25 protein-coding genes and 1 pseudogene are annotated in these 21,929 nt (G+C 66.3%); 18 read left to right on the top strand and 8 right to left on the bottom strand.

Annotated elements, in window-relative coordinates:
- Positions 1–109 precede the first annotated feature (109 nt).
- Positions 110–598, bottom strand: a complete 489-nt coding sequence (locus AC5Y4N_RS02605; RefSeq protein ID WP_499907458.1) for a winged helix-turn-helix transcriptional regulator — start codon at positions 596–598, stop codon at positions 110–112.
- Between the two features lie 79 nt (positions 599–677).
- Here AC5Y4N_RS02605 and AC5Y4N_RS02600 point away from each other — a divergent pair, with 79 nt between their 5' ends.
- Positions 678–1,394, top strand: a complete 717-nt coding sequence (locus tag AC5Y4N_RS02600) for an SDR family oxidoreductase (RefSeq protein WP_499906811.1) — start codon at positions 678–680, stop codon at positions 1,392–1,394.
- Positions 1,395–1,424: 30 nt separating this feature from the next.
- Positions 1,425–1,844 (top strand): tautomerase family protein, encoded by a 420-nt coding sequence (locus tag AC5Y4N_RS02595; RefSeq protein ID WP_499906809.1) that lies wholly within the window; start codon positions 1,425–1,427, stop codon positions 1,842–1,844.
- A 13-nt stretch (positions 1,845–1,857) separates the two neighbouring features.
- Here AC5Y4N_RS02595 and AC5Y4N_RS02590 read toward each other — a convergent pair whose 3' ends face one another.
- Positions 1,858–2,184: an LGFP repeat-containing protein gene (locus AC5Y4N_RS02590; RefSeq protein ID WP_499940446.1), complete on the bottom strand. Its 327-nt coding sequence runs from the start codon at positions 2,182–2,184 to the stop codon at positions 1,858–1,860.
- A 428-nt stretch (positions 2,185–2,612) separates the two neighbouring features.
- Here AC5Y4N_RS02590 and AC5Y4N_RS02585 point away from each other — a divergent pair, with 428 nt between their 5' ends.
- Positions 2,613–2,777: a hypothetical protein gene (locus AC5Y4N_RS02585; protein WP_499906805.1), complete on the top strand. Its 165-nt coding sequence runs from the start codon at positions 2,613–2,615 to the stop codon at positions 2,775–2,777.
- Here the strand turns inward: AC5Y4N_RS02585 and AC5Y4N_RS02580 are convergent.
- A complete protein-coding gene (locus tag AC5Y4N_RS02580; RefSeq protein ID WP_499906803.1) occupies positions 2,774–3,646 on the bottom strand; it encodes an alpha/beta fold hydrolase in 873 nt (290 codons plus the stop codon). The two genes, AC5Y4N_RS02585 and AC5Y4N_RS02580, sit on opposite strands and share 4 nt — an antisense overlap.
- 114 nt (positions 3,647–3,760) lie before the next feature.
- Here AC5Y4N_RS02580 and AC5Y4N_RS02575 point away from each other — a divergent pair.
- The 6 genes and pseudogenes from AC5Y4N_RS02575 (at position 3,761) to AC5Y4N_RS02550 (ending at position 9,001) form a co-directional block, all read left to right on the top strand.
- A pseudogene (locus AC5Y4N_RS02575) lies at positions 3,761–4,957 on the top strand (lipid-transfer protein).
- An 81-nt stretch (positions 4,958–5,038) separates the two neighbouring features.
- The gene (locus tag AC5Y4N_RS02570) at positions 5,039–6,055 is read left to right on the top strand and encodes an SDR family NAD(P)-dependent oxidoreductase (protein ID WP_499906800.1); all 1,017 of its coding nucleotides are present in this window, start codon (positions 5,039–5,041) and stop codon (positions 6,053–6,055) included.
- Between the two features lie 28 nt (positions 6,056–6,083).
- Entirely contained in the window at positions 6,084–6,875 is a 792-nt protein-coding gene (locus AC5Y4N_RS02565; RefSeq protein ID WP_499906798.1) for an SDR family NAD(P)-dependent oxidoreductase, read from the top strand.
- Positions 6,876–6,945: 70 nt separating this feature from the next.
- The gene (locus AC5Y4N_RS02560) at positions 6,946–7,392 is read left to right on the top strand and encodes an SRPBCC family protein (RefSeq protein ID WP_499906796.1); all 447 of its coding nucleotides are present in this window, start codon (positions 6,946–6,948) and stop codon (positions 7,390–7,392) included.
- Between the two features lie 9 nt (positions 7,393–7,401).
- Positions 7,402–8,481 carry a CaiB/BaiF CoA transferase family protein gene (locus AC5Y4N_RS02555; protein WP_499906794.1) on the top strand — a complete coding sequence of 360 codons (1,080 nt, stop codon included), beginning with the start codon at positions 7,402–7,404 and terminating at the stop codon, positions 8,479–8,481.
- A gap of 55 nt (positions 8,482–8,536) precedes the next feature.
- Entirely contained in the window at positions 8,537–9,001 is a 465-nt protein-coding gene (locus AC5Y4N_RS02550) for an SRPBCC family protein (protein ID WP_499906792.1), read from the top strand.
- Between the two features lie 4 nt (positions 9,002–9,005).
- On the opposite strand, the gene AC5Y4N_RS02545 is transcribed toward AC5Y4N_RS02550, so the two are convergent.
- Together AC5Y4N_RS02545 and AC5Y4N_RS02540 are read right to left on the bottom strand one after the other, a co-directional pair.
- Positions 9,006–9,491: a DUF2834 domain-containing protein gene (locus AC5Y4N_RS02545; protein WP_499906789.1), complete on the bottom strand. Its 486-nt coding sequence runs from the start codon at positions 9,489–9,491 to the stop codon at positions 9,006–9,008.
- 165 nt (positions 9,492–9,656) lie between these two features.
- Positions 9,657–10,826 (bottom strand): pyridoxal phosphate-dependent aminotransferase, encoded by a 1,170-nt coding sequence (locus tag AC5Y4N_RS02540; RefSeq protein ID WP_499906787.1) that lies wholly within the window; start codon positions 10,824–10,826, stop codon positions 9,657–9,659.
- Positions 10,827–10,986: 160 nt separating this feature from the next.
- On the opposite strand from AC5Y4N_RS02540, the gene AC5Y4N_RS02535 reads away from it, so the two are divergent.
- The 8 genes from AC5Y4N_RS02535 to AC5Y4N_RS02500 all read left to right on the top strand — a co-directional run bounded on the left by AC5Y4N_RS02535 (position 10,987) and on the right by AC5Y4N_RS02500 (position 19,613).
- Positions 10,987–11,988, top strand: a complete 1,002-nt coding sequence (locus AC5Y4N_RS02535) for an AAA family ATPase (RefSeq protein ID WP_499906785.1) — start codon at positions 10,987–10,989, stop codon at positions 11,986–11,988.
- Between the two features lie 6 nt (positions 11,989–11,994).
- The gene (locus AC5Y4N_RS02530) at positions 11,995–12,858 is read left to right on the top strand and encodes a DUF58 domain-containing protein (RefSeq protein ID WP_499906783.1); all 864 of its coding nucleotides are present in this window, start codon (positions 11,995–11,997) and stop codon (positions 12,856–12,858) included.
- Complete coding sequence (locus AC5Y4N_RS02525) at positions 12,848–13,321, top strand: hypothetical protein (protein ID WP_499906781.1); 474 nt, start codon at positions 12,848–12,850, stop codon at positions 13,319–13,321. Before AC5Y4N_RS02530 ends, AC5Y4N_RS02525 begins: the two co-directional genes overlap by 11 nt.
- Positions 13,312–14,322 (top strand): hypothetical protein, encoded by a 1,011-nt coding sequence (locus AC5Y4N_RS02520; protein ID WP_499906779.1) that lies wholly within the window; start codon positions 13,312–13,314, stop codon positions 14,320–14,322. The genes AC5Y4N_RS02525 and AC5Y4N_RS02520 overlap by 10 nt, the downstream gene beginning before the upstream one ends.
- A complete protein-coding gene (locus tag AC5Y4N_RS02515; RefSeq protein ID WP_499906777.1) occupies positions 14,319–15,338 on the top strand; it encodes a vWA domain-containing protein in 1,020 nt (339 codons plus the stop codon). Before AC5Y4N_RS02520 ends, AC5Y4N_RS02515 begins: the two co-directional genes overlap by 4 nt.
- On the top strand, positions 15,335–16,105 hold the full coding sequence (locus tag AC5Y4N_RS02510) for a hypothetical protein (protein ID WP_499906775.1): 771 nt from the start codon (positions 15,335–15,337) through the stop codon (positions 16,103–16,105). The genes AC5Y4N_RS02515 and AC5Y4N_RS02510 overlap by 4 nt, the downstream gene beginning before the upstream one ends.
- Positions 16,106–16,251: 146 nt before the next feature.
- A complete protein-coding gene (locus tag AC5Y4N_RS02505; RefSeq protein WP_499906773.1) occupies positions 16,252–17,463 on the top strand; it encodes an acetyl-CoA C-acetyltransferase in 1,212 nt (403 codons plus the stop codon).
- 5 nt (positions 17,464–17,468) lie between these two features.
- Positions 17,469–19,613, top strand: a complete 2,145-nt coding sequence (locus tag AC5Y4N_RS02500; RefSeq protein WP_499906771.1) for a 3-hydroxyacyl-CoA dehydrogenase NAD-binding domain-containing protein — start codon at positions 17,469–17,471, stop codon at positions 19,611–19,613.
- A gap of 25 nt (positions 19,614–19,638) precedes the next feature.
- On the opposite strand, the gene AC5Y4N_RS02495 is transcribed toward AC5Y4N_RS02500, so the two are convergent.
- Positions 19,639–20,280: a TetR/AcrR family transcriptional regulator gene (locus AC5Y4N_RS02495; protein ID WP_499906769.1), complete on the bottom strand. Its 642-nt coding sequence runs from the start codon at positions 20,278–20,280 to the stop codon at positions 19,639–19,641.
- Between the two features lie 6 nt (positions 20,281–20,286).
- A complete protein-coding gene (locus AC5Y4N_RS02490; protein ID WP_499906767.1) occupies positions 20,287–20,679 on the bottom strand; it encodes an antibiotic biosynthesis monooxygenase in 393 nt (130 codons plus the stop codon).
- A 76-nt stretch (positions 20,680–20,755) separates the two neighbouring features.
- On the opposite strand from AC5Y4N_RS02490, the gene AC5Y4N_RS02485 reads away from it, so the two are divergent.
- Entirely contained in the window at positions 20,756–21,376 is a 621-nt protein-coding gene (locus tag AC5Y4N_RS02485; RefSeq protein ID WP_499906765.1) for an NADPH-dependent FMN reductase, read from the top strand.
- On the opposite strand, the gene AC5Y4N_RS02480 is transcribed toward AC5Y4N_RS02485, so the two are convergent.
- The gene (locus AC5Y4N_RS02480) at positions 21,359–21,928 is read right to left on the bottom strand and encodes a class I SAM-dependent methyltransferase (RefSeq protein WP_499906763.1); all 570 of its coding nucleotides are present in this window, start codon (positions 21,926–21,928) and stop codon (positions 21,359–21,361) included. The two genes, AC5Y4N_RS02485 and AC5Y4N_RS02480, sit on opposite strands and share 18 nt — an antisense overlap.
- Between the last annotated feature and the right edge of the window lies 1 nt (position 21,929).

The raw sequence follows: 21,929 nt of genomic DNA, 5'->3' as shown, positions 1-21,929 counted from the left end.
TTCCCCCGCGCAGGCCCACCGCCGCCGCGTTGGACCAATGGTAGGGAGACCCCCTGACAGTCAGCCGACAATGGAACCTTGGCCAGGCTGGTCGGGCGATTTGCGAGTGTCAGGCTCGGCTGCGGTCGCGCCGTCGGGGCCGTCGGATCTCGATGTCGCTCGACCGGGCTGGCCGCTGGTCAGCATCGGCCGTGACGCACACCCGCACCGGTCGGCCGGTGTCTGCGTCGACGAAGTCAAGCGGCCCCTGGCCGTTCTGCAGGTAGGTGTCCCCCCACTGCACCAGCGACAGGAAGACGGGCAGCAGGTCCTCGCCCGCCTGCGTCAATTTGTATTCGTCGTGGGCGCGCCGCCCCGGTTCGCGGTAGGGGACGCGAGTGATGATGCGTGCGGACTCCAACTGCCGCAACGCACGCGAGACGGCAGGTGCCGACGTGCCGATGCGCTCGACGAAGTCCTCGAAGCGCGTGGTGCCGTAGAAGCATTCGCGAATGACCAAGAAGATCGTCTTCGTGCTGAGAAGGTCTAACGCTTTCGCGGCTGAGCACGCATCGGCCGCCCATCGGGTGCGGTCGCGCAACCGCTCTTCGAACTCCATTGCCACGTGACGATGATAACTAACGGTTGCATTACTCAGGTGCAGGTGCTTCCATCTGACCAATGTTGTCGTTAGTTAGATGGAGGTGGTTGTCGTGGTCGCAGTGGCCGACAAGGTGGTGCTAGTGACCGGAGGCCGGCGTGGACTGGGTTCGGCCCTGGTCGACGAGGTGCTGCGGCGCGGCGCACGGAAGGTGTATTCGACTGCGCGGCAGAATTATTCAGACATCCGCAGCAGGGTCGTGTCGCATGAGTTGGAAGTCCGGTCGGACCGCTCCGTCGCAGCGCTGGCCGACGCCGCCCCAGATGTCGAGGTCTTAGTCAACAACGCCGGAATCCTGCTGCCCGGACCGTTGCTCACCGCACGTATGGACGAAATCACCGCCACGTTCGACGTCAACACGTTCGGCCCGCTGCGCGTCGTGCGCGCATTCGCGCCGATCTTGGCGAGCAACGGCGGTGGAGCGGTGGTGAATGTCCACTCGGTGCTGTCCTGGCTGGGCGGGAGCGGCGCCTACGGTGCGTCGAAGGCCGCGATGTGGTCGATCACGAATTCGCTTCGGGGAGAGTTGAAGTCGCAGAACACCCATGTCCTGGGGGTGCACGCTGGATTCATCGACACGGCCATGGTGTCGGCTATCGATCTGCCCAAGACAACGCCTGACGTGATCGCCCAGCGGATCATCGCCGCGCTCGAGGAGGGCGCGGCTGAGGTGCTCGCCGACGACGTCACGGTATCGGTGAAGGCGGCGCTGTCCGGACCAGTCGAGAACCTGACCTTCCCGCTTGCGCGCTGAGCACGCCGAACATCGAGGAGTGACACCGCCATGCCGTTATGGACGATCTATCACACGCCCGGCGTCTTCACCGACGAAGACAAACAACAGCTGTCCGCTCGGATCACCGACCACTACGCACAGGTTGGGCTGCCACGCTTCTACGTCGTCACGGTCTTCGCCGAACTGCGGCCCGAAGATCTCTACGTGGGCGGTGAAAAACCGGCTGCCGCACTGCGAGTGGTCATCGACCACATCGCCCGGCACAATCCCGATCAGGCCAGCCGGCAACGCACCGCGCGATGGATCGCCGCCATCTTGCAGCCCTACGTCACGTCAGGATTGCACTGGGAATTCCACGTCGACGACACCAGCGAGGACCTTTGGATGATCAACGGCCTGGTTCCGCCGCCTGCGCACTCCGAAGCCGAACGGGCATGGGCGGCAGCGAACGCGACGAGCCCGCACTGATCTGCGTTGCAGCTCAATGCATTTCGACGCGAGTCTGGCCGTCCGAGTAGGTGATGCTGCCGTGTTCGAAGTCGGTTCGCAAGCCTCCCGCGACGGCTTGCTCGTCGGTGGTGGGATATCCGAGCGGGCCCGCGGCGCCGCCGGTGTTCTCCCACTCCTGCCGGATCGCGCCCCGCACGATGTGTGCGCCACTGGCCGGGGTCCAGTAGATCACTCCGCTCTGGAATTTCGCGTATCGGCCGCCGGCCGGCCCCTGCTGCTCGTTGGAGATGGGCAGGCCAAGCTGGCCGCTGGTGCCGCCGGCCTCGATGAACTTCTCCAGGATCGCGCCCTGAAGCACAAGCTGTCCGTTGGGAGTGGCGATTGTGCTCGATGACAGAGAGGGCACCGACACGGGAGCATCGGTTGGCGACGAGCTCGAACAACCTGACACCGGTGCGCATGCCGCGGCTGTCGCGATGACGCCGGCCAACACTCGACGAAGAGCGGTCTCCTGAAGTCGTCGAGGCCAACTGATCACGCGTTGTCCTTCCTCATCGGTCGACGACAAGTCCCGGTGTGGACGTAACCTGCTGTGCGCCAAGGATTTTGACGGGAGACGACCGGCTGGCCGCGCGACATCGCCGCAACGTCACCGTCGGGGCGGCCGGCCGCCGGGCAGCGAGATCGACGTCCATGCGGTTCAACCATAGGCGCCGCGGGTAAGTAGACGGCACGGGTGACACCGTAGACACTTGACACGACCCAACGCCTAGCGATGAGAGCGAGATGACGGAATCCGCGCAACCCAATAGGGACCAAGAGCTGGAGCAGATCGTCGACAAGCTGGACGAGAACGTCATCGGACAGCGCGAGGAGCAGGATGTGGCGGGCAAGCCGAGCGAGCGGGCCAAGGAGCCGCGCGAAGGCTCGCCGGAAGAGCCGACCGCCTAAGTTCTGGAGTCGTCGCTGGGCACAGACGGCCGTTCCGACGTCGCGATGAAGTCCTCGATGAGGTCCACCACCTCCATCGGCGCTTCGACTTGCGGGAAGTGTCCGATGCCCGGCATCACCTCGAGCCTGCTGTCCTGGCGTGCCTGCGCAGCGGCGTAGGCGTGGTCGACCGGGATGATGTTGTCGTGGTCGCCCCAGATCGCCATCACCGGCAGGTCCGCCCGCATCTGCAGGCGGTTCAGTGCACTGACCGCCTGCCCGCGGTAGTCGACCACCGAGCGCAGCGTGCGCAGGAATGACTGGCGAGTCTGCCGGTCGGCCAGCGAGCTGTACGCGCTCCACATCTCGGCGCCGCGAGGCGAATGGATTCCGGCTGAGCGCAACCAGTTGCGCACCTTGTTGCCGACGGTGCGCACCGGACGCGGCGCGATGACGGGCAGCACCAATTCGGCGCCGGGCGCCGACAGCAACCGCAAAAGCAGCCCGACATCCGGGCCCAGCCCGCCGCTGGCGATCAGCACCAGCCGCCGGCAGTAGTCGGGATGCTGGTAGACGAACTGCATCGCCACCCCGCCGCCCAGCGAGTGGCCGACCACCGTGGCCTGTGCGATGCCCAGTTCGTCGAGGAAATCGCGCAGCCACACCGCGAAGGCTCCCAGCGAGTAGTCACCGCGCGGTTTGTCCGACTGTCCATGGCCCAGCAGATCGGGCGCCACCACGCGATGATTCTTCGCCAGTCGCGGCAGCACCGCCCGCCACGTGTCGGAACTGCCGGCCATTCCGTGGATCAGCAGCAGCGCATCGCCGGTGCCTTCGTCGCGGTACGCAATCCGGTCTCCGTGCAGGTCCAGGAATTTCAGCTCTGTCATTTCGACGGGTCCCCCTTTTGGTCACATCCGGAGTCATGGTCGCAGAGATCGGAGCCCGTGCGGCGATGGAGGCCTACATTACGTGCATACAGGAACGCAACCGAGGAGCGAGCCGTGGCGAGCAAGGTGTACGTGATCGGCGTGGGGATGACGAAGTTCGAGAAACCCGGCCGCAGAGAAGGCTGGGACTATCCGGACATGGCCAGGGAGGCCGGCACCAAGGCGCTGGCCGACGCCGGCATCGACTACCGCGAGGTTCAGCAGGGATATGTCGGCTACGTCTACGGCGAATCCACGTCGGGGCAGCGGGCCCTCTACGAACTGGGGATGACGGGCATCCCGATCGTCAACGTGAACAACAACTGTTCGACGGGCTCGACGGCGCTGTATCTGGCTGCCCAAGCGATCCGCGGCGGCCTGGCCGACTGCACGATCGCGCTGGGCTTCGAAAAGATGAAGCCCGGTTCGCTCGGTTAGACCTATGACGACCGCGCACAGCCGATGGAAAAGCACATCAGGGCGATGGCCGGGATTTTCGACCTGGCGTTTCCGCCGGCGCCGTGGATGTTCGGGGCCGCCGGCCGCGAACACATGAAGCAATACGGTTCCACCGCAGAGCATTTCGCGAAGATCGGCTACAAGAACCACAAGCACTCGGTGAACAACCCGTACGCCCAGTTCCAGGAGGCCTACACGCTCGACGACATTCTGGCATCGCGGATGATCTACGACCCCCTGACCAAGCTGCAGTGTTCGCCGACGTCCGACGGCTCCGGTGCCGCAATCCTGGCGTCCGAGGAGTTCGTCGACAAGCACGGGCTGAGCGGCCAGGCCGTCGAGATCGTCGGGCAGGCCATGGTCACCGACTTCACCGACAGCTTCGACGGCACGGCCAAGGGCCTGATCGGGTATCACATGAATGTGGCTGCGGCGCAACAGGTTTACGACCAGTCGGGGCTAAGCCCGCAGGATTTCCAGGTCATCGAGTTGCACGACTGTTTCTCGGCCAACGAGCTACTGCTGTATGAGGCCCTGGGCCTGTGTGGCGAAGGGGAAGCACCCAAGCTCACCGACCACAACGACACCACCTACGGCGGACGGTGGGTGGTCAACCCGTCGGGCGGGCTGATCTCCAAGGGCCACCCGTTGGGCGCGACCGGGCTGGCGCAGTGTGCGGAACTGACATGGCAGCTGCGCGGTCAGGCCGACGCGCGGCAGGTCGAGAACGTCAGCGCCGCACTGCAACACAACATCGGGCTGGGCGGCGCTGTGGTGGTGAGCGCTTATCAGCGCGCCGAGCGGAGCGGTTGACGCAACTCCGCGCGGATTTACTACGGCGTCAAAGCGGTGTCGCACGTTTGATGACGGCGCGTTACGGGCAGCCACTGCTGCATGAATCTCGGCGATCTGGCCAGCCTGGTGGAAAAGCCGTTTTCGGCGGTGTCGAATCTGCTCAACACCCCCAACTCGGCGGGGCGCTACCGGCCGTTCTATCTGCAGAACCTCGTCGACGCGCTCACCGGCCACACTCTCGAGGACGCGGTCCGCGACAAGATCATCCTGATCACCGGCGGTTCGTCGGGCATCGGTGAGGCCACCGCGAAGAAGGTGGCGAAGGCCGGCGGCGAGCTGGTGCTGGTGGCCCGCACCCGCGAGAAACTCGAAGCGGTAGCCGAGGACATCACCGACGCCGGCGGCACCGCGCACGTCTACCCGTGCGACCTGACCGACACGGACGCGATTGCGGACATGGCCGACAAAGTGCTTGCCGACCTGGGCCGCGTCGACATCCTGGTCAACAACGCCGGACGCTCCATCCGGCGCTCGCTGGAGTTGTCCTACGACCGTATCCACGACTACCAGCGCACCATGCAGCTGAACTACCTGGGCGCAGTGCAGCTGATCCTGAAGTTCATCCCCGGCATGCGCGAACGCGGATTCGGCCACATCATCAACCTGTCGTCGGCGGGAGTGCAGACCAGGGCTCCGCGCTTCGGCGCCTACATCGCCAGCAAGGCCGCGCTCGACACGCTCTGCGACTCGCTGCAGGCCGAAACCGTAAGCGACGGCGTGAGATTCACGACCGTCTACATGGCGCTGGTGAAGACGCCGATGATCAGCCCCACCAAGGTCTACGACAAGTTCCCCACGCTCACCCCTGAGCAGGCGGCCGGCGTGATCGCCGATGCGATCGTGCACCGGCCGCGCCGGGTGAGCCCACCGTTCGGCCAATTCGCGTCGTTCGCCGACGCGGTGAACCCGATGCTGATGGACTTCGTGCGCAATCGCGCCTTCGCGATGTTCGACGACTCGGCGGCCGCGCAGGGCGACGAAGCCGCCCAGGAGAAACCGAAGTTCGACAAGCGCAGCGAGGCCTTCGTCAAGGCCACGCGCGGGATCCACTGGTAGGCCGCGGACGTGAGGAGCACAAAGAGCGATGAGTCTTCCGAAGCCAAGCGCTGACACCAACGTCGTCATCACCGGCGCGTCGTCCGGGATCGGCACCGAACTCGCCCGCGGGCTGGCCGGCCGCGGCTATCCGCTGGTGCTGGTGGCGCGCCGGCAGGACCGGCTCGTCGAGCTGGCCGACGAATTGCGCGACGCACACGGGGTGCGCGTCGACGTGCTGCCGCTCGATCTGGCCGACGACGCGGCCCGCGCCCAGCTGGTCGAGCGGGTCCAACGTGACCCAGTTGCCGGGCTGTGCAACAGCGCCGGGTTCGGCACCAGCGGACCGTTCTACACGCTGCCGATCGAACGCGAACGCGAAGAAGTGGTGCTCAATGCGTTGGCGCTGATGGAGCTCACCCACGCCGCGCTGCCCGGCATGGTGGAGCGCGGCGCCGGCGCGGTGCTCAACATCGCGTCGGTCGCGGGCTTCCAGCCGCTGCCTGGCATGGCCGTGTACTCCGGCACCAAGGCGTTCGTGCAGACCTTCTCCGAGGCAGTGCATGAGGAATTGCACGGCACCGGAGTCTCGTGCACGGTGCTGTGTCCGGGACCAGTCCCCACGGAATGGGCCGACATCGCCGACGCCCAGCAGTGGAGCGTCGGGATCGCACAGGTGTCCCCGCATGACGTGGCCGAGGCTGCGATCGCCGGCATGCTCGAAGGCAAACGCAGCGTGGTGCCTGGGTTGGTGCCCAAGATCGTCGGCATCGGCGGCCGGTTCGCGCCGCGCAGTTTCCTGCTGCCGGCGCTGCGGCTGGGCCAGGGTTTGCGGCGCTGACGCTGCGTCCAGATCGCGAATACACGCGAATCGACGATCTGACCGCAGTCTCGACGCTACGGTCCGGGGCATGGCGATCACCGAAACCAAGGAAGTAGTCATCGAGGCGAGCAAGCAAGAGGTGCTCGACGTGATCACGGACGTCGAGTCCGCCCCGGAGTGGTCGTCGGCCCAACAGAAGGTCGAGATCGTCGACACCACCGACGACGGCCGTCCGCACCGAGTCAAGATGAAGGTCAAGTCGGCGGGCATCACCGACGACTGCGAAGTCGAATACACATGGACCGACGACGTCGTCAGCTGGTCGCTGGTCAGCTCGAAACAGCAGAAACGTCAGGACGCCAGCTATACCCTCACCGACGAGGGTGACAAGACGCGCGTGAAATTCGAGCTGACCGTCGAACCCGCGATTCCGATCCCCGGCTTCGTCATGAAGCGGGCCATCAAGGGTGCGATGAACGACGCCACCGACGGACTGCGCAAGCGGGTCCTGTCTCTGAAGAAGGGCGGCCGATAGTCTGCTGGCGTGACGAACAGCGGACCCCTGGCCGGGGTGAGAGTAATCGAGTTGGGCGGTATCGGACCGGGACCCCATGCGGCGATGGTGCTCGCGGACCTGGGTGCCGACGTGGTGCGGGTGCGCCGACCCGGCAGCACCGGGATGCCGCGCGAGGACCGTGATCTGATGCACCGCGGCAAGCGGATCGTGGACCTCGACGTGAAAAGCGAGCCGCAGAAGCTGCTGGATCTCGTCGCGAAGGCCGACGTGCTGCTCGACCCGTTCCGTCCGGGCACCTGCGAGCGCCTGGGCATCGGTCCCGATGACTGCGCCGCGGTCAATCCGCGGCTGATCTTCGCGCGGATGACGGGTTGGGGACAGGACGGTCCGCTGGCGCTGACCGCCGGGCATGACATCAACTATCTGTCGCAGACCGGCGCACTGGGATCGATGGGCTACCGCGATCGCCCGCCTCTGCCGCCGATGAACCTGGTCGCCGACTTCGGCGGCGGCTCGATGCTGGTGCTGCTGGGCATCGTCGCGGCGCTCTACGAGCGGGAGAAGTCGGGCAAGGGCCAGGTGATCGACGCCGCGATGGTCGACGGGGTCAGCATCCTGGCGCAGATGCAGTGGACGATGAAGGCCGTTGGCTCGCTCTCCGACGAGCGCGAGTCCAGCCTGCTCGACGGCGGCGCGCCGTTCTACCGCACCTATGAGACGTCGGACGGCAAGTACATGGCCGTCGGCGCGATCGAGCCGCAGTTCTACGCCCAGTTGCTCGACGGTCTCGGCTTGGCGGGGGAGGACCTGCCGCATCAACTCGACCCTGCGGGCTTCGAGCAGATGCGCAAGGTGTTCACCGAGCGGTTCGCCGGCAAGACGCGCGACGAGTGGACGGAGATCTTCGCCGGCACCGACGCGTGTGTCACGCCGGTGCTGACATGGAGCGAGGCGGCGCAAAACGAACACCTGCGCGCGCGTTCGACGATCGTGCACCGCAACGGTTTCGACCAGGCAGCACCTGCACCGCGCTTCTCGCGAACACCGGCAGCCGACTTCGGACCGCCGCCCGCCCACACCACACCGCTCGACGAGATCGGCTGGTAGCGGGTTAGCTGGATTCCGGCTTGCCAACCGCGGGGAGGTTATTACCCTCGAACTCGTGGCTGTGCGCGCGTCGCGGGAAATCGTGATCGATGCTCCTCCGGAGGCGGTCCTCGATGCGCTCGCCGATGTGGAATCGGTGCCGTCGTGGTCGCCGCTGCACAAGCACGTCGAGGTGCTCGACACCTACGAGGACGGCCGGCCCCACCACGTCAAGGTCCACTACAAATTGATGGGCATCACCGACAAGGAAGTGCTCGAATACCACTGGGGCCGGGACTGGATGGTCTGGGACGCCGAGGAGACGTTCAATCAGCACGCCCAGCACGTGGAGTACACCTTGCGTCCGGAGGGCGGCGGGACGAGGGTGCGGTTCGACATCACGATGGAGCTGCGCGCGCCCATTCCGGAGTTCTTGATGAGGCGGGCCAAAAAGCAGGTGCTCGACGTGGCGACCGAAGGTCTGCGCCGGCGGGTGCTCGGCGGCCGGGGGGCGGTGCCCGCCAATCCCGAAGCGCCGTAAGCGATTACGCCTGCAACGCCGATTCGCGGACGGTGTTGGCGCGACGCTGCCGTTCGACCGTCGCGAGGTAGAACGCCCACGGGAAGGCCGAACTCAGCGTCCACACCAGCAGGAAATACAACCAGGGATGTCGGATGCCGCGGCGTCGGCCGTCGACGATGGTGAACAACGGCAGCAGCACCACGCTCATGATCGTGTAGTCCTGGCTTGCGTTGCTGGCGGCCGGGTTGACGTATCCGAGCCGGATGAAGTCGGCCAAGCTGCCCGGCCCCCAGAACGGATTGTGTACCGAACCCTGCGCGTATTCGTCGGTGAACCGGACGATGAAGTAGTAGCCCAGCACTGTCGCGGTGATGCCGGCGAGGTAGTAGATCGCCTCGAGCGCCGATACCTTCGGGGTGACCGACTGCTTGAAAATCTGCGGATTCACGCCGACGATCAGCGCGACGATGACGACGCCGACGACCGCATGCACCACAACCGGAACCATGGTGCCGCAGTCTGCGCCGGCCCATAGCCCATGTCAATGATGACAAAACTCTCGGGTACGGTGGCCGCCGACCCCGCTGCGGCGCCGGGGGATTCCGCCGACTGTGCGAATTCGCATACCCCCCTCGGCGTTTCGCCCACGAAATCGCACGCTCGAGGGGCTCCGCTAGCTTCGGAGCACCGCCAGCCGGCGAAGCGCCTCGTCGAGGGTGTCGTCACGCTTGCAAAACGTGAAGCGCACCAGATGATTCCACGCCGCGGCGTGTTGCCCGTCGGGGTCGCAGAACGCCGACAGCGGAATCGCCGCCACGCCCGCCCGATGCGGCAGTTCGGCGCAGAATGAGCTGCTGTCGCAGTAGCCGAGCGGACGCGGGTCGGCGCACAAAAAGTACGTGCCGTTGCTGTGGTGCACCTCGAAGCCCAGCTCGGTCAGTCCCGCGGCGAGCCGATCTCGCCTGCCCTGCAACGTTTTTCGCAGTTCAGCCACCCAATCCTGCTGCGTGTCGAGTGCCAGTGCTACCGCGGGCTGAAACGGGGCCCCGCCGACATACGAGAGAAACTGCTTGGCGGCGCGCACCCCGGCGATCAGGTCGGCATGGCCGCACGCCCAGCCGATCTTCCAGCCGGTGCAGTTGAACATCTTCGCGGCGCTGGAAATCGTCACGGTGCGGTCGGCCATCCCGGGAAACGTGGCCAGCGGAACATGACGCGCGTCGTCGAACACCAGATGTTCGTAGACTTCGTCGGTGATCACCATCAGGTCGGCGTCCACCGCGACCGAGGCGATCGCGGCCAGCTCCGCGTCGGTGAGCACGGTCCCGGTCGGGTTGTGCGGAGAGTTGACGATGATCGCCGACGTGCGCGGCGTCACCGCCTTCCGCAGCGCGTCGACGTCGAGCGCGAAACCGCGGCCGTCGGCAACCAGCGGAACAGTCACCCGGTGTGCCTGTGCCATCGCCAGCACTGGTGCGTACGAGTCGTAGTACGGCTCGATCAAGATCACCTCGGAGCCCGGCTCGACGAGGCCTAGCACCGCGGCGGCGATGGCCTCGGTGGCGCCGACGGTGACCAGCACCTCACTGTCGGGGTCGTAGCTGGCGCCGAACTTGCGCTGCCGGTCGGCGCAGATCGCTTCGCGCAGCGGGGCGATCCCCAGGCCGGGCGGGTACTGGTTGACGCCGTCGGTGATCGCCTGCCGGGCGGCCTCCAGCATCGCCGGCGGCCCGTCCTCGTCAGGAAAACCCTGGCCCAGGTTCACCGCGCCGATGCGCGCGGCCAGCGCCGACATCTCCGCGAAAACCGTGGTGGCGAACGGTGCCAACCGCGAGACGGTCATAGCGGTCTATCTTGCGCGCCTACAATGGCGACGGTCTCGCCGGGCGGCCTGCGCCCGGCCACATTTGCCGCCTCATCCACGGGGCACGGTTCAGCCAACGAGCCTGCCCAGCAACGCCGCGCCGCAGCGCGAGCCGACGATGACGACGAAACGGGAATCAATGACCGCCGCACGCCCGCAGCACAACAACGTTGGCATGGCAGACGCAAACCGCGTTGTCAGCGCCTTGACCCGCGCGTTCGACGCGAAGATCGTCGGCCAGCACAATCTGCGGGAGTCGCTGCTGATCGGGCTCCTCGCCGGCGGACACATCTTGCTCGAAAGCGTGCCCGGCCTGGCCAAAACCACCGCCGCGCGAGTGCTCGCCGAGTCGGTGCACGGCGGGTTTCAGCGGGTGCAGTGCACCCCGGACTTGTTGCCCAGCGACATCGTCGGCACCCAGATCTACGAGGCTGAAACCCACACGTTCGCCACCCAGCTCGGGCCCGTGCACACCAACATCCTGCTTCTCGACGAGATCAACCGCTCCAGCGCCAAAACCCAGAGCGCGATGCTCGAAGCGATGGAGGAGCGGCAGACCACGATCGCCGGCACTGTCTATCCCATCCCCGAGCCGTTTCTGGTGATCGCCACCCAGAACCCCGTCGACCAGGAGGGCACGTATCCGCTGTCGGAGGCCCAGACCGACCGCTTCATGCTCAAGGAGGTGCTGCGCTACCCCTCTCCGCAGGAAGAGGTCGAGGTGATGACCCGCATCGACGCCGGCGTGTATGACAAGTCGCGCCGGGCGCAGCCTGTGGTCGAGCTCGACGACGTGCGCCGTTTGCAAGCCGTCGTGCGCAACGTGCACATGGATCCGGTGCTGATGACCTATGCCAGCGAGCTCGTCGCCGTCACCCGGGAGCCGCACGGGGTGTTGCCCGCACAACTGGCGCGACTCATCGAGTACGGAGCCAGCCCTCGGGCGACGATCGCGTTCTGCATGGCCGCGCGCGCACTGGCCGTGCTGTCCGGCCGCAGCCATGTGCTGCCGGAGGACATCCAGCGACTGGCACACCGGGTGCTGCGTCACCGGCTGATCCTCGGCTTCGAGGCGGTCACCGCGAAGGTGACGGCCGACGACGTCGTCGACGCGGTGCTGCGCGCGGTACGAGTGCCGTAGGGGACCGTGGGCAAGTACCTCAACTACGCCCGGCTGCACTTCGGCACCGACACCCGTGGGCTGCTCGAAGGCGGCCGCTATGCGTTGCTGCACACCCGCACTCTCGAATTCGACGAGTTGCGGCCCTACGTGCCCGGTGACGACGTCCGCGACATCGATTGGAAGGCGTCAGCGAGGTCCGGCACGGTATTGACAAAGCGATTCGTCTCGGAAAAACACCACAAGGTGCTGCTGGTGGCCGACGCGGGCCGCAACATGTCCGCACTGGCCCCCAGCGCAGAACCGAAGCGCGACATCGCCCTTGCCGTCATGGGGGCGGTCGGTCAGATCACGCTGGGCCGCCTCGACGAGATCAGCATGGTGTTCGGCGACGCCCGCGGCTACACCACCACCGGAAACGGGCGCGGCGAGACGCACATCGAAAGCCTGCTCGACCGGTTCTACCGGCACGCGTGCGGGCGGCCCGGCCGCAGTGACATCGTCACGCAACTGGCATACGTGGCCGCCGCGCACCGCCGCCGGTTGATGATCGTCGTCGTCTCCGACGAACCCGACGTCGACGATCGGCTATCGGACGTGCTTGCGCGGCTCGTGGGGCGCCACGACCTGATGTGGGTGATGGTGTCGGATATGCCTCCGCTGGCAGAGGCGGTCGACGGCTACGACGTGGCTGACGGCCAATACCTGGTCGGCGCCGCTGCCGCCGATCGTCGGCTGGTTTCGGCGTATCGGCGCACCGAGCAACAGCGCGCGCAGCGCCTCCACGAGCTGATGACCTCATATGCGATCCCGTACACCAAGATTCGCGGCACCGAGCAAATCCGCGCCAAAGTCGTCGACATGACCAGGAGGCTCGGCAATGTCCGGTGATCTGCTGCGCTATCTCGGCGGGCCGGGACCCTACTCGTGGTGGTGGCTGCTGGTGGGGGTGCTGCTGGTGGTTGCCGTCGTCGCCTGGTGCACAGCCGTTGTGATCTGGACGCTGCCTTCGTCGACGCTGCAGCGCATGCCGCTCATCCGCGACGTGCACTCCTACGTCATCCGGCGCCGGTTCAGCCGGACCATCAGCGGCGTGATCGACGCGCACGCGGCCGGAACCGTCGCGACACCAGAGGCCGCCGCCACGATGAGACGCACCCTGCGCAGCTTCCTGGCCCTGCGCACCGGCGACCATGTGCGCTATCTGCATGCGGGGCAGTTGGCGGCCAGTGATCTGGCCCCGGCCGCACCGCTGGTCTCGGCACTCGACGATGCGCAGTTCAACACCGCGAGCACGGTCGACATCCGAGACGTCGGGCGCCGCGCCGAGGAGTTGATCCAGTCGTGGAGCTGAAGTGGTGGGCGATCGCGGTCGTCGGGCTCGTCGGGCTGGGCGCGGTTGTCGCGGTCGCGGTGATGCAGCGGCCGGCCTTGCAGCGCAACGGGTTACGGGCCCTCGCGCATCTCGAGCGGGTCACCCGGCTGCCGGAGTATGCCCGCGTGGTGCGCCGCCAGCTGTGGTCGGTGCTGACCGCGGTGCTCTTGCTGACCGGCGTGTTCGCTGCGGCTGTGCTGGCCGGTTCGCGCCCGCTCGCACCCGAGGAATCCGCGGCGAGCGACGTCATGGTCTGTGTCGGTGCGCCCGTGACGGATCCGGCAACCGCCGGGCTGCTCAACTACTTCGCGCACCGCACATCGCGATTCGATGACGATCGGCTCGGTCTCACCTCGTCGAGCCTGCGGGTCGTACCGCTGACCCGCGACTACCGGTACGCCGCAGACACCTTCTCGCGCTACGCCAGGCTCGCCGCGTTGCAGCGGCAGGGTCAGCTCTCGCCGGCGCAGACTCTCGAAGTACGTTCCCGCGCAGTTGAATTCAGCGCTCCCATGCAGTACGTCGACTACGCGCGCAGCGTCGAGGACGTGCTCGCGTTGTGTCTGGCTGGTTTCCCGGCGTCGGGAGCATCACCACAGCGCTCGCTGATCTTCCTCGGTGACAACGCTATTCGCGACGTCGATGAGCAACGGCCAGCACTCTTTCGCCCCGACCAGATCACACAGATGGCGCGTCAGGCCGGGGTTCGGGTCAGCGTGCTGGCGCCAACCGCTGACGTCGACAATCTGCGATCGTTGGCCGCCGCCACCGGCGGAACGTTCGACACGTACAGCCCAGCCGGCGCCGAGGCCGATCTGGCCGGGGGTACCAATCCGGAGTTGACCCGGGTGCTCGACCGCATCACCGAGCGTCCGGGGATCGTCGCAACGCATATGACTGACAGACCAGACGCGGCCTTGATCGCCGCCGTGGTGTTGGCCGCGCTGCTGTGCGTCTCGCTGGCGGTGTCGCAGAGATGAGATTCGAGCCGGTGCTACCCGCCGTGGTGTTGGTGTTGTGCGCAATCCTGATCGTGGCGGTCCGCCCCATCTCCCTGCGGCATGCGCTACGGCGAAGTGGCCGTGACCATCTCGGCGTTGTGCTGCTGCGCTGGGGCGGGCTGACCGTGGCCATGCTGCTGCTGGTTCTCGCCGCTGCGCGCCCTGTCATTGGAGATAGCGCACCTCACAACTCGTCGGCCGACACTGCACCCAACGTGTTCTTCGTGGTCGACCGATCTGCTGCGTCGAGGGTCGAGGACTACGGTGACGGCGCCGCGCGGATGGCGGGCATCCGCCGGGACATGGGCGAACTCGTCGAGCGGTATCCAGGCGCACGGTTCGCGATTATTTCGTTCGCCACCGACTCAGATCTGGATTGGCCGCTGTCGCAAGATGTTTGGAGCCTCAAGCCTAAGATCGCCGCTTTGTCGTCGTACCCGTCGACTTCACCGGAGGCGCTACAGGACACGAATGCGGCTGCGGCCAGTGGAATTCTGCGCTACGAGCTCGAGCAGTCCGCCCGGCAGTTCCCGGGCGCACCGAACGTCGTGTTCTACTTCGGTTCAGGCGCCGCCGGTTCGCGTGCACCGCAGGGCCGCTTCGACATCGGATCGGCTCCCGTCGCCGGCGGCGCAGTGCTGGGTTACGGCACACCGGACGGCGGGCCGGTGCCCAGTGAAATAGTCGATGGCACAGTGACGTACCTGAGTGAGTCGCCGGGCGGCGCTCCGCTGCGGTCCGGCATCGACGAGACCCGCCTCACGTCGATCGCCCAGCAACTCGGCGTGCCCTACATTCACCGCGACAGCGGTCAGAGCCTCGCGACAGCGCTGTCGTCGGTCCCGCGGGTGAATGTGAGCGCGGCATCCGCCGAGCGCGTCGAGTTGTATTGGGTTCTTTCGCTGATGGCGGCGACTCTGGTTCTGTGCGAAATCTACGTGACAATCCGCCACTACCGCCGCAGTCGCGTCGTGCGCCTGGAGGTCGACCAGTGACCGCAGTGAACGGGCCGTCGCGGTTACGACTGCGCCGTCGGCTGCTGACCTACTCGGCGCCGGTGCTCCTCGTCGCGCTATGCGTTGCGGCCAAGCTGATTTCGGTGGTGCTTGCCGGCCACGCTGCGTCCGCAGACCTGGCCCGCAGTGACGCCGATGGACTACGCCACCACCTCGAGATTGCCCAATTCGTGAACATCGTGGAGCCGGGCCGCGCGGCGTTCTGGGCGGCTGACTCCGCCGCGCTGGACGGCAACGTGCAGGAGGCCGACACGCAATTGAGTGCAATCTTGGCCACCACCCCCGCCGGCCGGTCTTGCCCGGTGCGCGTCGACCTGGAGTTGGTACGCGAAACGCACGGCGACAACGCGGCCCGCGACGGCAACGCTGCGCTGGCCGAGCACCGCTACCGCGACGCGCTCGCGGTGGTGGATGCCGCCCCCGCCGGCTGCTTCGCGGGAAATTCCGACCATGACCCCGCACGCCGCGCGATCCGCGACGCCGCCGCCGCCCGGCTCCTCGGCAAGATCAACGCGCTGCACGCTGCACCGTCGCCGACACCGCCGTCCCCGGTCGACGCGCCACCTGTACCTCCGCCGCCTCCTCCGCCACCCGCGGCTGCGTCAGGCGCTTCGGGCGGCATCGATCCCGACTGGCTTCCGGGGCGTGGTCAGCCACCGGTCTTGCGGCTGGAGCCGGGCCGCGGCGATCCGCTCGATCGCCTGCAGGACGCCTTGCGCGACTCCGACGCCGGCGCGCCAGGCTAGCCGCGCCGGATCGGTTTCGGGCCGCTGAGCGGCCCAACCAACAGGTTGGTTTGCGTCGCTGCTAGGCTCCGGTGTCAGAGGTCTACGCTCTTGGGAGCCGGCCTGCTCGATGTGCCGCCCTCACGACATCTGAAGAGGAATCAGTCATGCCCGAAGAAGCCTTCATCTACGAGGCCATCCGCACCCCGCGCGGCAAGCAGAAGAACGGATCGCTGCACGAGGTCAAGCCGATCAACCTGGTCACCGGCCTGATCGACGAGCTGCGCCGGCGTTATCCCGACCTGGACGAGACGCTGATCAGCGACGTCATCCTCGGCGTCGTCTCCCCGGTGGGCGACCAGGGCGGCGACATCGCCCGCACCGCGGTGCTGGCCGCGGGACTGCCCGACACCACCGGCGGCGTGCAGCTCAACCGGTTCTGCGCCTCGGGTTTGGAAGCAGTCAACACCGCCGCGCAGAAGGTGCGCTCCGGCTGGGACGACCTGGTCCTGGCCGGCGGCGTCGAGTCGATGAGCCGCGTACCCATGGGCTCCGACGGCGGCGCGTGGGCCACCGACCCGGAGACCAACTACCGCATCGGCTTCGTCCCGCAAGGCATCGGCGCCGACCTCATCGCGACAATCGAGGGCTTTTCGCGCGAGGACGTCGACGCGTACGCGCTGCGCTCGCAGCAGAAGGCGGCTGCGGCCTGGTCCGGCGGCTACTTCGAGAAGTCCGTGGTGCCGGTGCGTGACCAGAACGGCCTGGTGATCCTCGATCACGACGAGCACATGCGCCCGGACACCACGATGGAAGGGCTGGCCAAGCTGAAGACCGCATTCGACGGGATCGGCTCGATGGGCGGGTTCGACGACGTGGCGCTGCAGAAGTACCACTGGGTGGAGAAGATCAACCACGTGCACACCGGCGGCAACAGCTCCGGGATCGTCGACGGCGCGGCGCTGGTGCTCGTCGGCAGCGAAAAGGCAGGCACCTCACAGGGATTGACGCCGCGGGCACGTATCGTGGCCACCGCCACCAGCGGCTCAGACCCGGTCATCATGCTCACCGGTCCCACTCCGGCCACCCGCAAGGTGCTCGACCGCGCCGGGCTGACCGTCGACGACATCGACCTGTTCGAGCTCAACGAGGCGTTCGCGTCGGTGGTGCTGAAGTTCCAGAAGGATCTCAACATTCCCGACGAGAAGCTCAACGTCAACGGCGGCGCGATCGCGATGGGGCACCCGCTGGGTGCCACCGGCGCGATGATCACCGGCACCATGGTCGACGAACTGGAGCGCCGCGGTGCACGCCGCGCGCTGATCACACTGTGCGTCGGCGGCGGCATGGGCGTGGCCACCATCATCGAGAGGGTTTGATTCGCATGGCTGAGAACACAATTGCTTGGGACAAGGACGACGACGGGATCGTCACCCTGACCCTCGATGACCCCACCGGCTCGGCCAACGTGATGAACGAGCACTACAAGGAGTCGATGCACAAGGCCGTGGAACGGCTTGTCGCAGAAAAGGATTCGATCACCGGCGTGGTGATCACCAGCGGCAAGAAGACTTTCTTCGCCGGTGGTGACCTCAAGGGCATGATCAACGCCGGTCCGGAGAACGCGGGCGACGTCTTCACCGAGGTCGAAGAGATCAAGCGCGACCTGCGCACGCTGGAGACGCTGGGCAAGCCGGTCGTCGCGGCCATCAACGGAGCTGCGCTCGGTGGCGGTCTGGAGATCGCGCTGGCTTGTCATCACCGCATCGCCGCCGACGTCAAGGGATTGGTGGTCGGCTTCCCGGAGGTGACGCTGGGCTTGTTGCCAGGAGGCGGTGGGGTCACCCGATCGGTGCGGATGTTCGGCATTCAGAAGGCGTTCATGGAGGTGCTGTCGCAGGGCAACCGGTTCAAGCCGGACAAGGCCAAAGAGATCGGGTTGATCGACGAGATCGTCGGCTCCGTCGACGAATTGGTGCCTGCCGCCAAGGCGTGGATCAAGGCCAATCCCGATGCGCACACGCAGCCATGGGACCAGAAGGGCTACAAGATGCCCGGCGGCACACCGTCGTCGCCGGCGCTGGCGTCGATCCTGCCGTCGTTCCCCGCGCTGTTGAAGAAGCAACTCAAGGGCGCGCCGATGCCGGCGCCGCGGGCGATCCTCGATGCTGCAGTCGAGGGCGCCCAGGTGGATTTCGACACCGCCAGCCGCATCGAGAGCCGCTACTTCACGTCTCTGGTGACCGGGCAGATCGCCAAGAACATGATCCAGGCGTTCTTCTTCGATTTGCAGACCATCAACTCGGGCGGCTCGCGGCCCGAGGGCATCCCGCAGAGCAAGCCCAAGAAGATCGGCGTGCTGGGTGCCGGGATGATGGGCGCCGGAATCGCTTATGTGTCAGCCAAAGCCGGCTTCGACGTGGTGCTCAAGGACGTCAGTCTGGAAGCCGCGCAGAAGGGCAAGGCTTACTCCGAGAAGCTGGAAGCCAAGGCGCTGCAACGGGGTAAGACCACCGAGGAGAAGAGCAAGGCGCTGCTGGAGCGGATCACGCCGACCGGCGACGTCGCCGACCTCGCCGGCGTCGACTTCGTGATCGAGGCGGTGTTCGAGAACCAGGAGCTCAAGCACAAGGTGTTCCAGGAAATCGAGGACGTCGTCGAGCCGAACGCGCTGCTGGGGTCCAACACCTCGACGCTGCCGATCACCGGCCTGGCAACCGGTGTCAAGCGCCAAGAGGACTTCATCGGCATCCACTTCTTCTCACCCGTCGACAAAATGCCGCTGGTCGAAATCATCAGGGGCGAGAAGACATCTGACGAGGCACTGGCCCGCGTGTTCGACTACACGCTGGCTATCGGCAAGACCCCGATCGTGGTCAACGACAGCCGCGGTTTCTACACCAGCCGCGTGATCGGCACATTCGTCAACGAGGCGCTGGCGATGCTGGGGGAGGGCGTGGAACCGGCTTCGATCGAGCATGCCGGTTCACAGGCCGGTTATCCGGCGCCGCCACTGCAGCTGTCCGACGAACTGAACCTCGAGCTGATGCAGAAGATCGCGACTGAGACCCGCAAGGGCGTGGAGGCGGCCGGCGGCACCTACGAGCCGCACCCCGCCGAAGCCGTCGTCAACAAGATGATCGAAATCGGCCGGCCGAGTCGGTTGAAGGGCGCCGGGTTCTACGAGTACGCCGACGGCAAGCGGGTCGGGCTGTGGCCGGGCTTGCGCGAGACGTTCAACTCCGGGTCGTCGAAACCGCCGCTGCAGGACATGATCGACCGGATGCTGTTCGCCGAGGCGCTGGAGACGCAGAAGTGCCTCGATGAAGGTGTGATCACCTCGACAGCGGATGCGAACATCGGCTCGATCATGGGCATCGGCTTCCCGCCGTGGACCGGCGGCACCGCGCAGTTCATCGTCGGATACGAAGGCCCGGCCGGCCGGGGCAAGGAGGCGTTTGTCGCACGGGCACGCGAGCTCGCGGCCAAGTACGGCGACCGCTTCAACCCGCCAGCCTCCCTGGGCTGAGCGATTTCGGTGCGATTCGCGGCGCTCAGCGCCTGGAATCGCACCGAAATCGGACGCCGTAGCCGTGGAGGAACGTGCGCACACCGGCGCGCACCGCGCGGTGGCGTGCCCGGGTGGACATCGGGGGTCCGGGGCGGTCGACCACTCCTGCGGTGAGCGCGACAAGCTGGTGTGCGGCAAGGAGTTCCGCATGCTTGCCGGATGGGATGTCGAGCATTCCCGCCCGGGCGATGCGGCGCAGATGCACACCGATCTCGGCGCGCACACGTTCCGGACCGGCACGCTGCCATGCCTTGATGGTGTCGTCGGGAATGTGGGCGATGTCCGCGAGGACTTGCCGCACCAACGCGAAATGTGTTGCGGTCGCGGGGTCGGGCGCTGACCACACCATGCCGAACTCGACGAGGTCCTCCTCGAGATCGACGATGCGTGCGAGATGGCGGCGGACGATCTCGATCTGATGGTCGGCGGTGCGTTCGGCGCTGTCGATGATCACCGCGCGGAACAGGGCGGCCTTGTCGTCGAAGTGGTTGTAGATGGTTCTGGTCGAGACCCGGGCCTCGTCCGCAATAGCCTCGATGCTCGCGCGGCTGTAGCCGTCACGCGCGAACACCCGCAGCGCGCCGTCCAACAGATCGCGCTGTTTGTCGGGTCGTGGCGACGGCATCGGCGCTCAGCGGTCCGGCGTCACCGTGCGCACCGCCTTGAAGGCGGTCACGCGCTCCAGCGACGCACCACCTTGCGCGAGCACGCGAGCCGCTGGTTCGTCGGAACTGCGGCGCTGCAACCAGTTCGGGTCTTCGCCGCGATTCGCCGGCGGTGACTGTTGGTCGGGACTCTGGGTGGCCACGCGCCACTGTTGCTCTGAGGCCCAGCGCGCGACGTTCACCAAGCGCTTGCCGTCGGTGCTGACCAGAAGCGTCGCCGAAATGTATCCGTCACGCTCCGTGAAGGTTTCGGCAATGGTGTCGGCCAGGTCGTCGGCCAGTTTTTCGGCGTTTCGCGGGTCGGCGAGGTCGAACTCCACCAACACGGTCACCTCGCCGTCGGTAGTCGGTGTCGACATGCGTGTCCTCCTCGAAACTCGAACTACAATAGTCATTGTAATTGCTACAACAGATGTTGTAAGGAGGGCGATCCTGATGTCCGCCGAAACAGCCGCTCCGCTGCGCCTGGCGATCGTGGTCGGCAGCACGCGTCCGCGTCGGCGTGCCGCAATGGTCGCGGACTGGGTGGTGCAGTGTGCGCGTCGGCATTTCGAAGGACAGCCGGTCGAGGTCGAGCTGGTCGACATCGCCGACGCCGGGCTGCCGCTGCTCGACGAACCGGTGCCGGCCGCGATCGGCAGCTACAGCGGCGAGCACACACGCCGCTGGGCCGACACCATCGGATCCTTCGACGGGTTCGTGTTCGTGGTCCCCGAATACAACCACTCGATGCCCGCGGCGGTGAAGAACGCCGTCGACTACCTGTTCGCCGAGTGGAACGACAAAGCAGCCGGCTTCGTGAGCTACGGAATCGACGGTGGCACAAGGGCTGTCGAGCACCTGCGGCTCACACTGGCCGAAGTCAAGGTGGCATGTGTGCGCAGCCAGGTGTCGCTGGGGCTCTTCACCGACTTTCAGCTGGACGACGTCACGCAGCCAGGGCGGTTCACCCCTGCAGAGCATCGGGAGTCGGTGTTGCACCGCATGTTCGACGAAGTGGCGGCTTGGGCTCAGGCGTTGCGTGGACTGCGGAAGAACTCAGCGGCGCTGCAGTAGGTAGAAGCGCAGGTTCTTCGCCCATGATTCGTCGCCGCTCCGCACGAGCGTCCAGTCGTCGGCGAAGCGTCGTTCGATTTCGTCCTGTGCGATGCCTGGGACGGCGAAGGAGCCGCCCGGAGTGAACTCGATGAGTAGCAGGCGTGCCTGCGCAGCGGCCACTGTGGTGATTTCACGGACGTAGCTGTCGCGGTCGGCGTCGCTCATGCCGTGCAAGCAGCCGTTGTCGACGATCAAGTCGAACCTGGTGCCCAGGTTTTCGTCCGACAAGCGGGTTGCGTCGGCGTGGCGGAAATCGACGGTCACGTTGCGCTGACGGGCTTTTGCGCGGGCAGTCTCGACGGCCTTCGGAACGAAATCGATTGCGGTGACTTGCCATCCGTGCTCGGCAAGATAAATTGCGGTGTCGCCGGTACCGCAGCCGACATCGAGCGCAGAGCCGGGTGTAAGTTCAGCGACCAGCTGCTGCAGGCTGCTTGCAATCGGGTGGCCGTCCCACGGCGTGAATCCGAGCCGATAGAAGATCCGGAAGAGAGTGTGCCGCGAGCTCACG

The organism is Mycobacterium sp. NGS19, from assembly GCF_059813155.1.
This window is presented reverse-complemented; position numbering and strand designations above follow the sequence as displayed.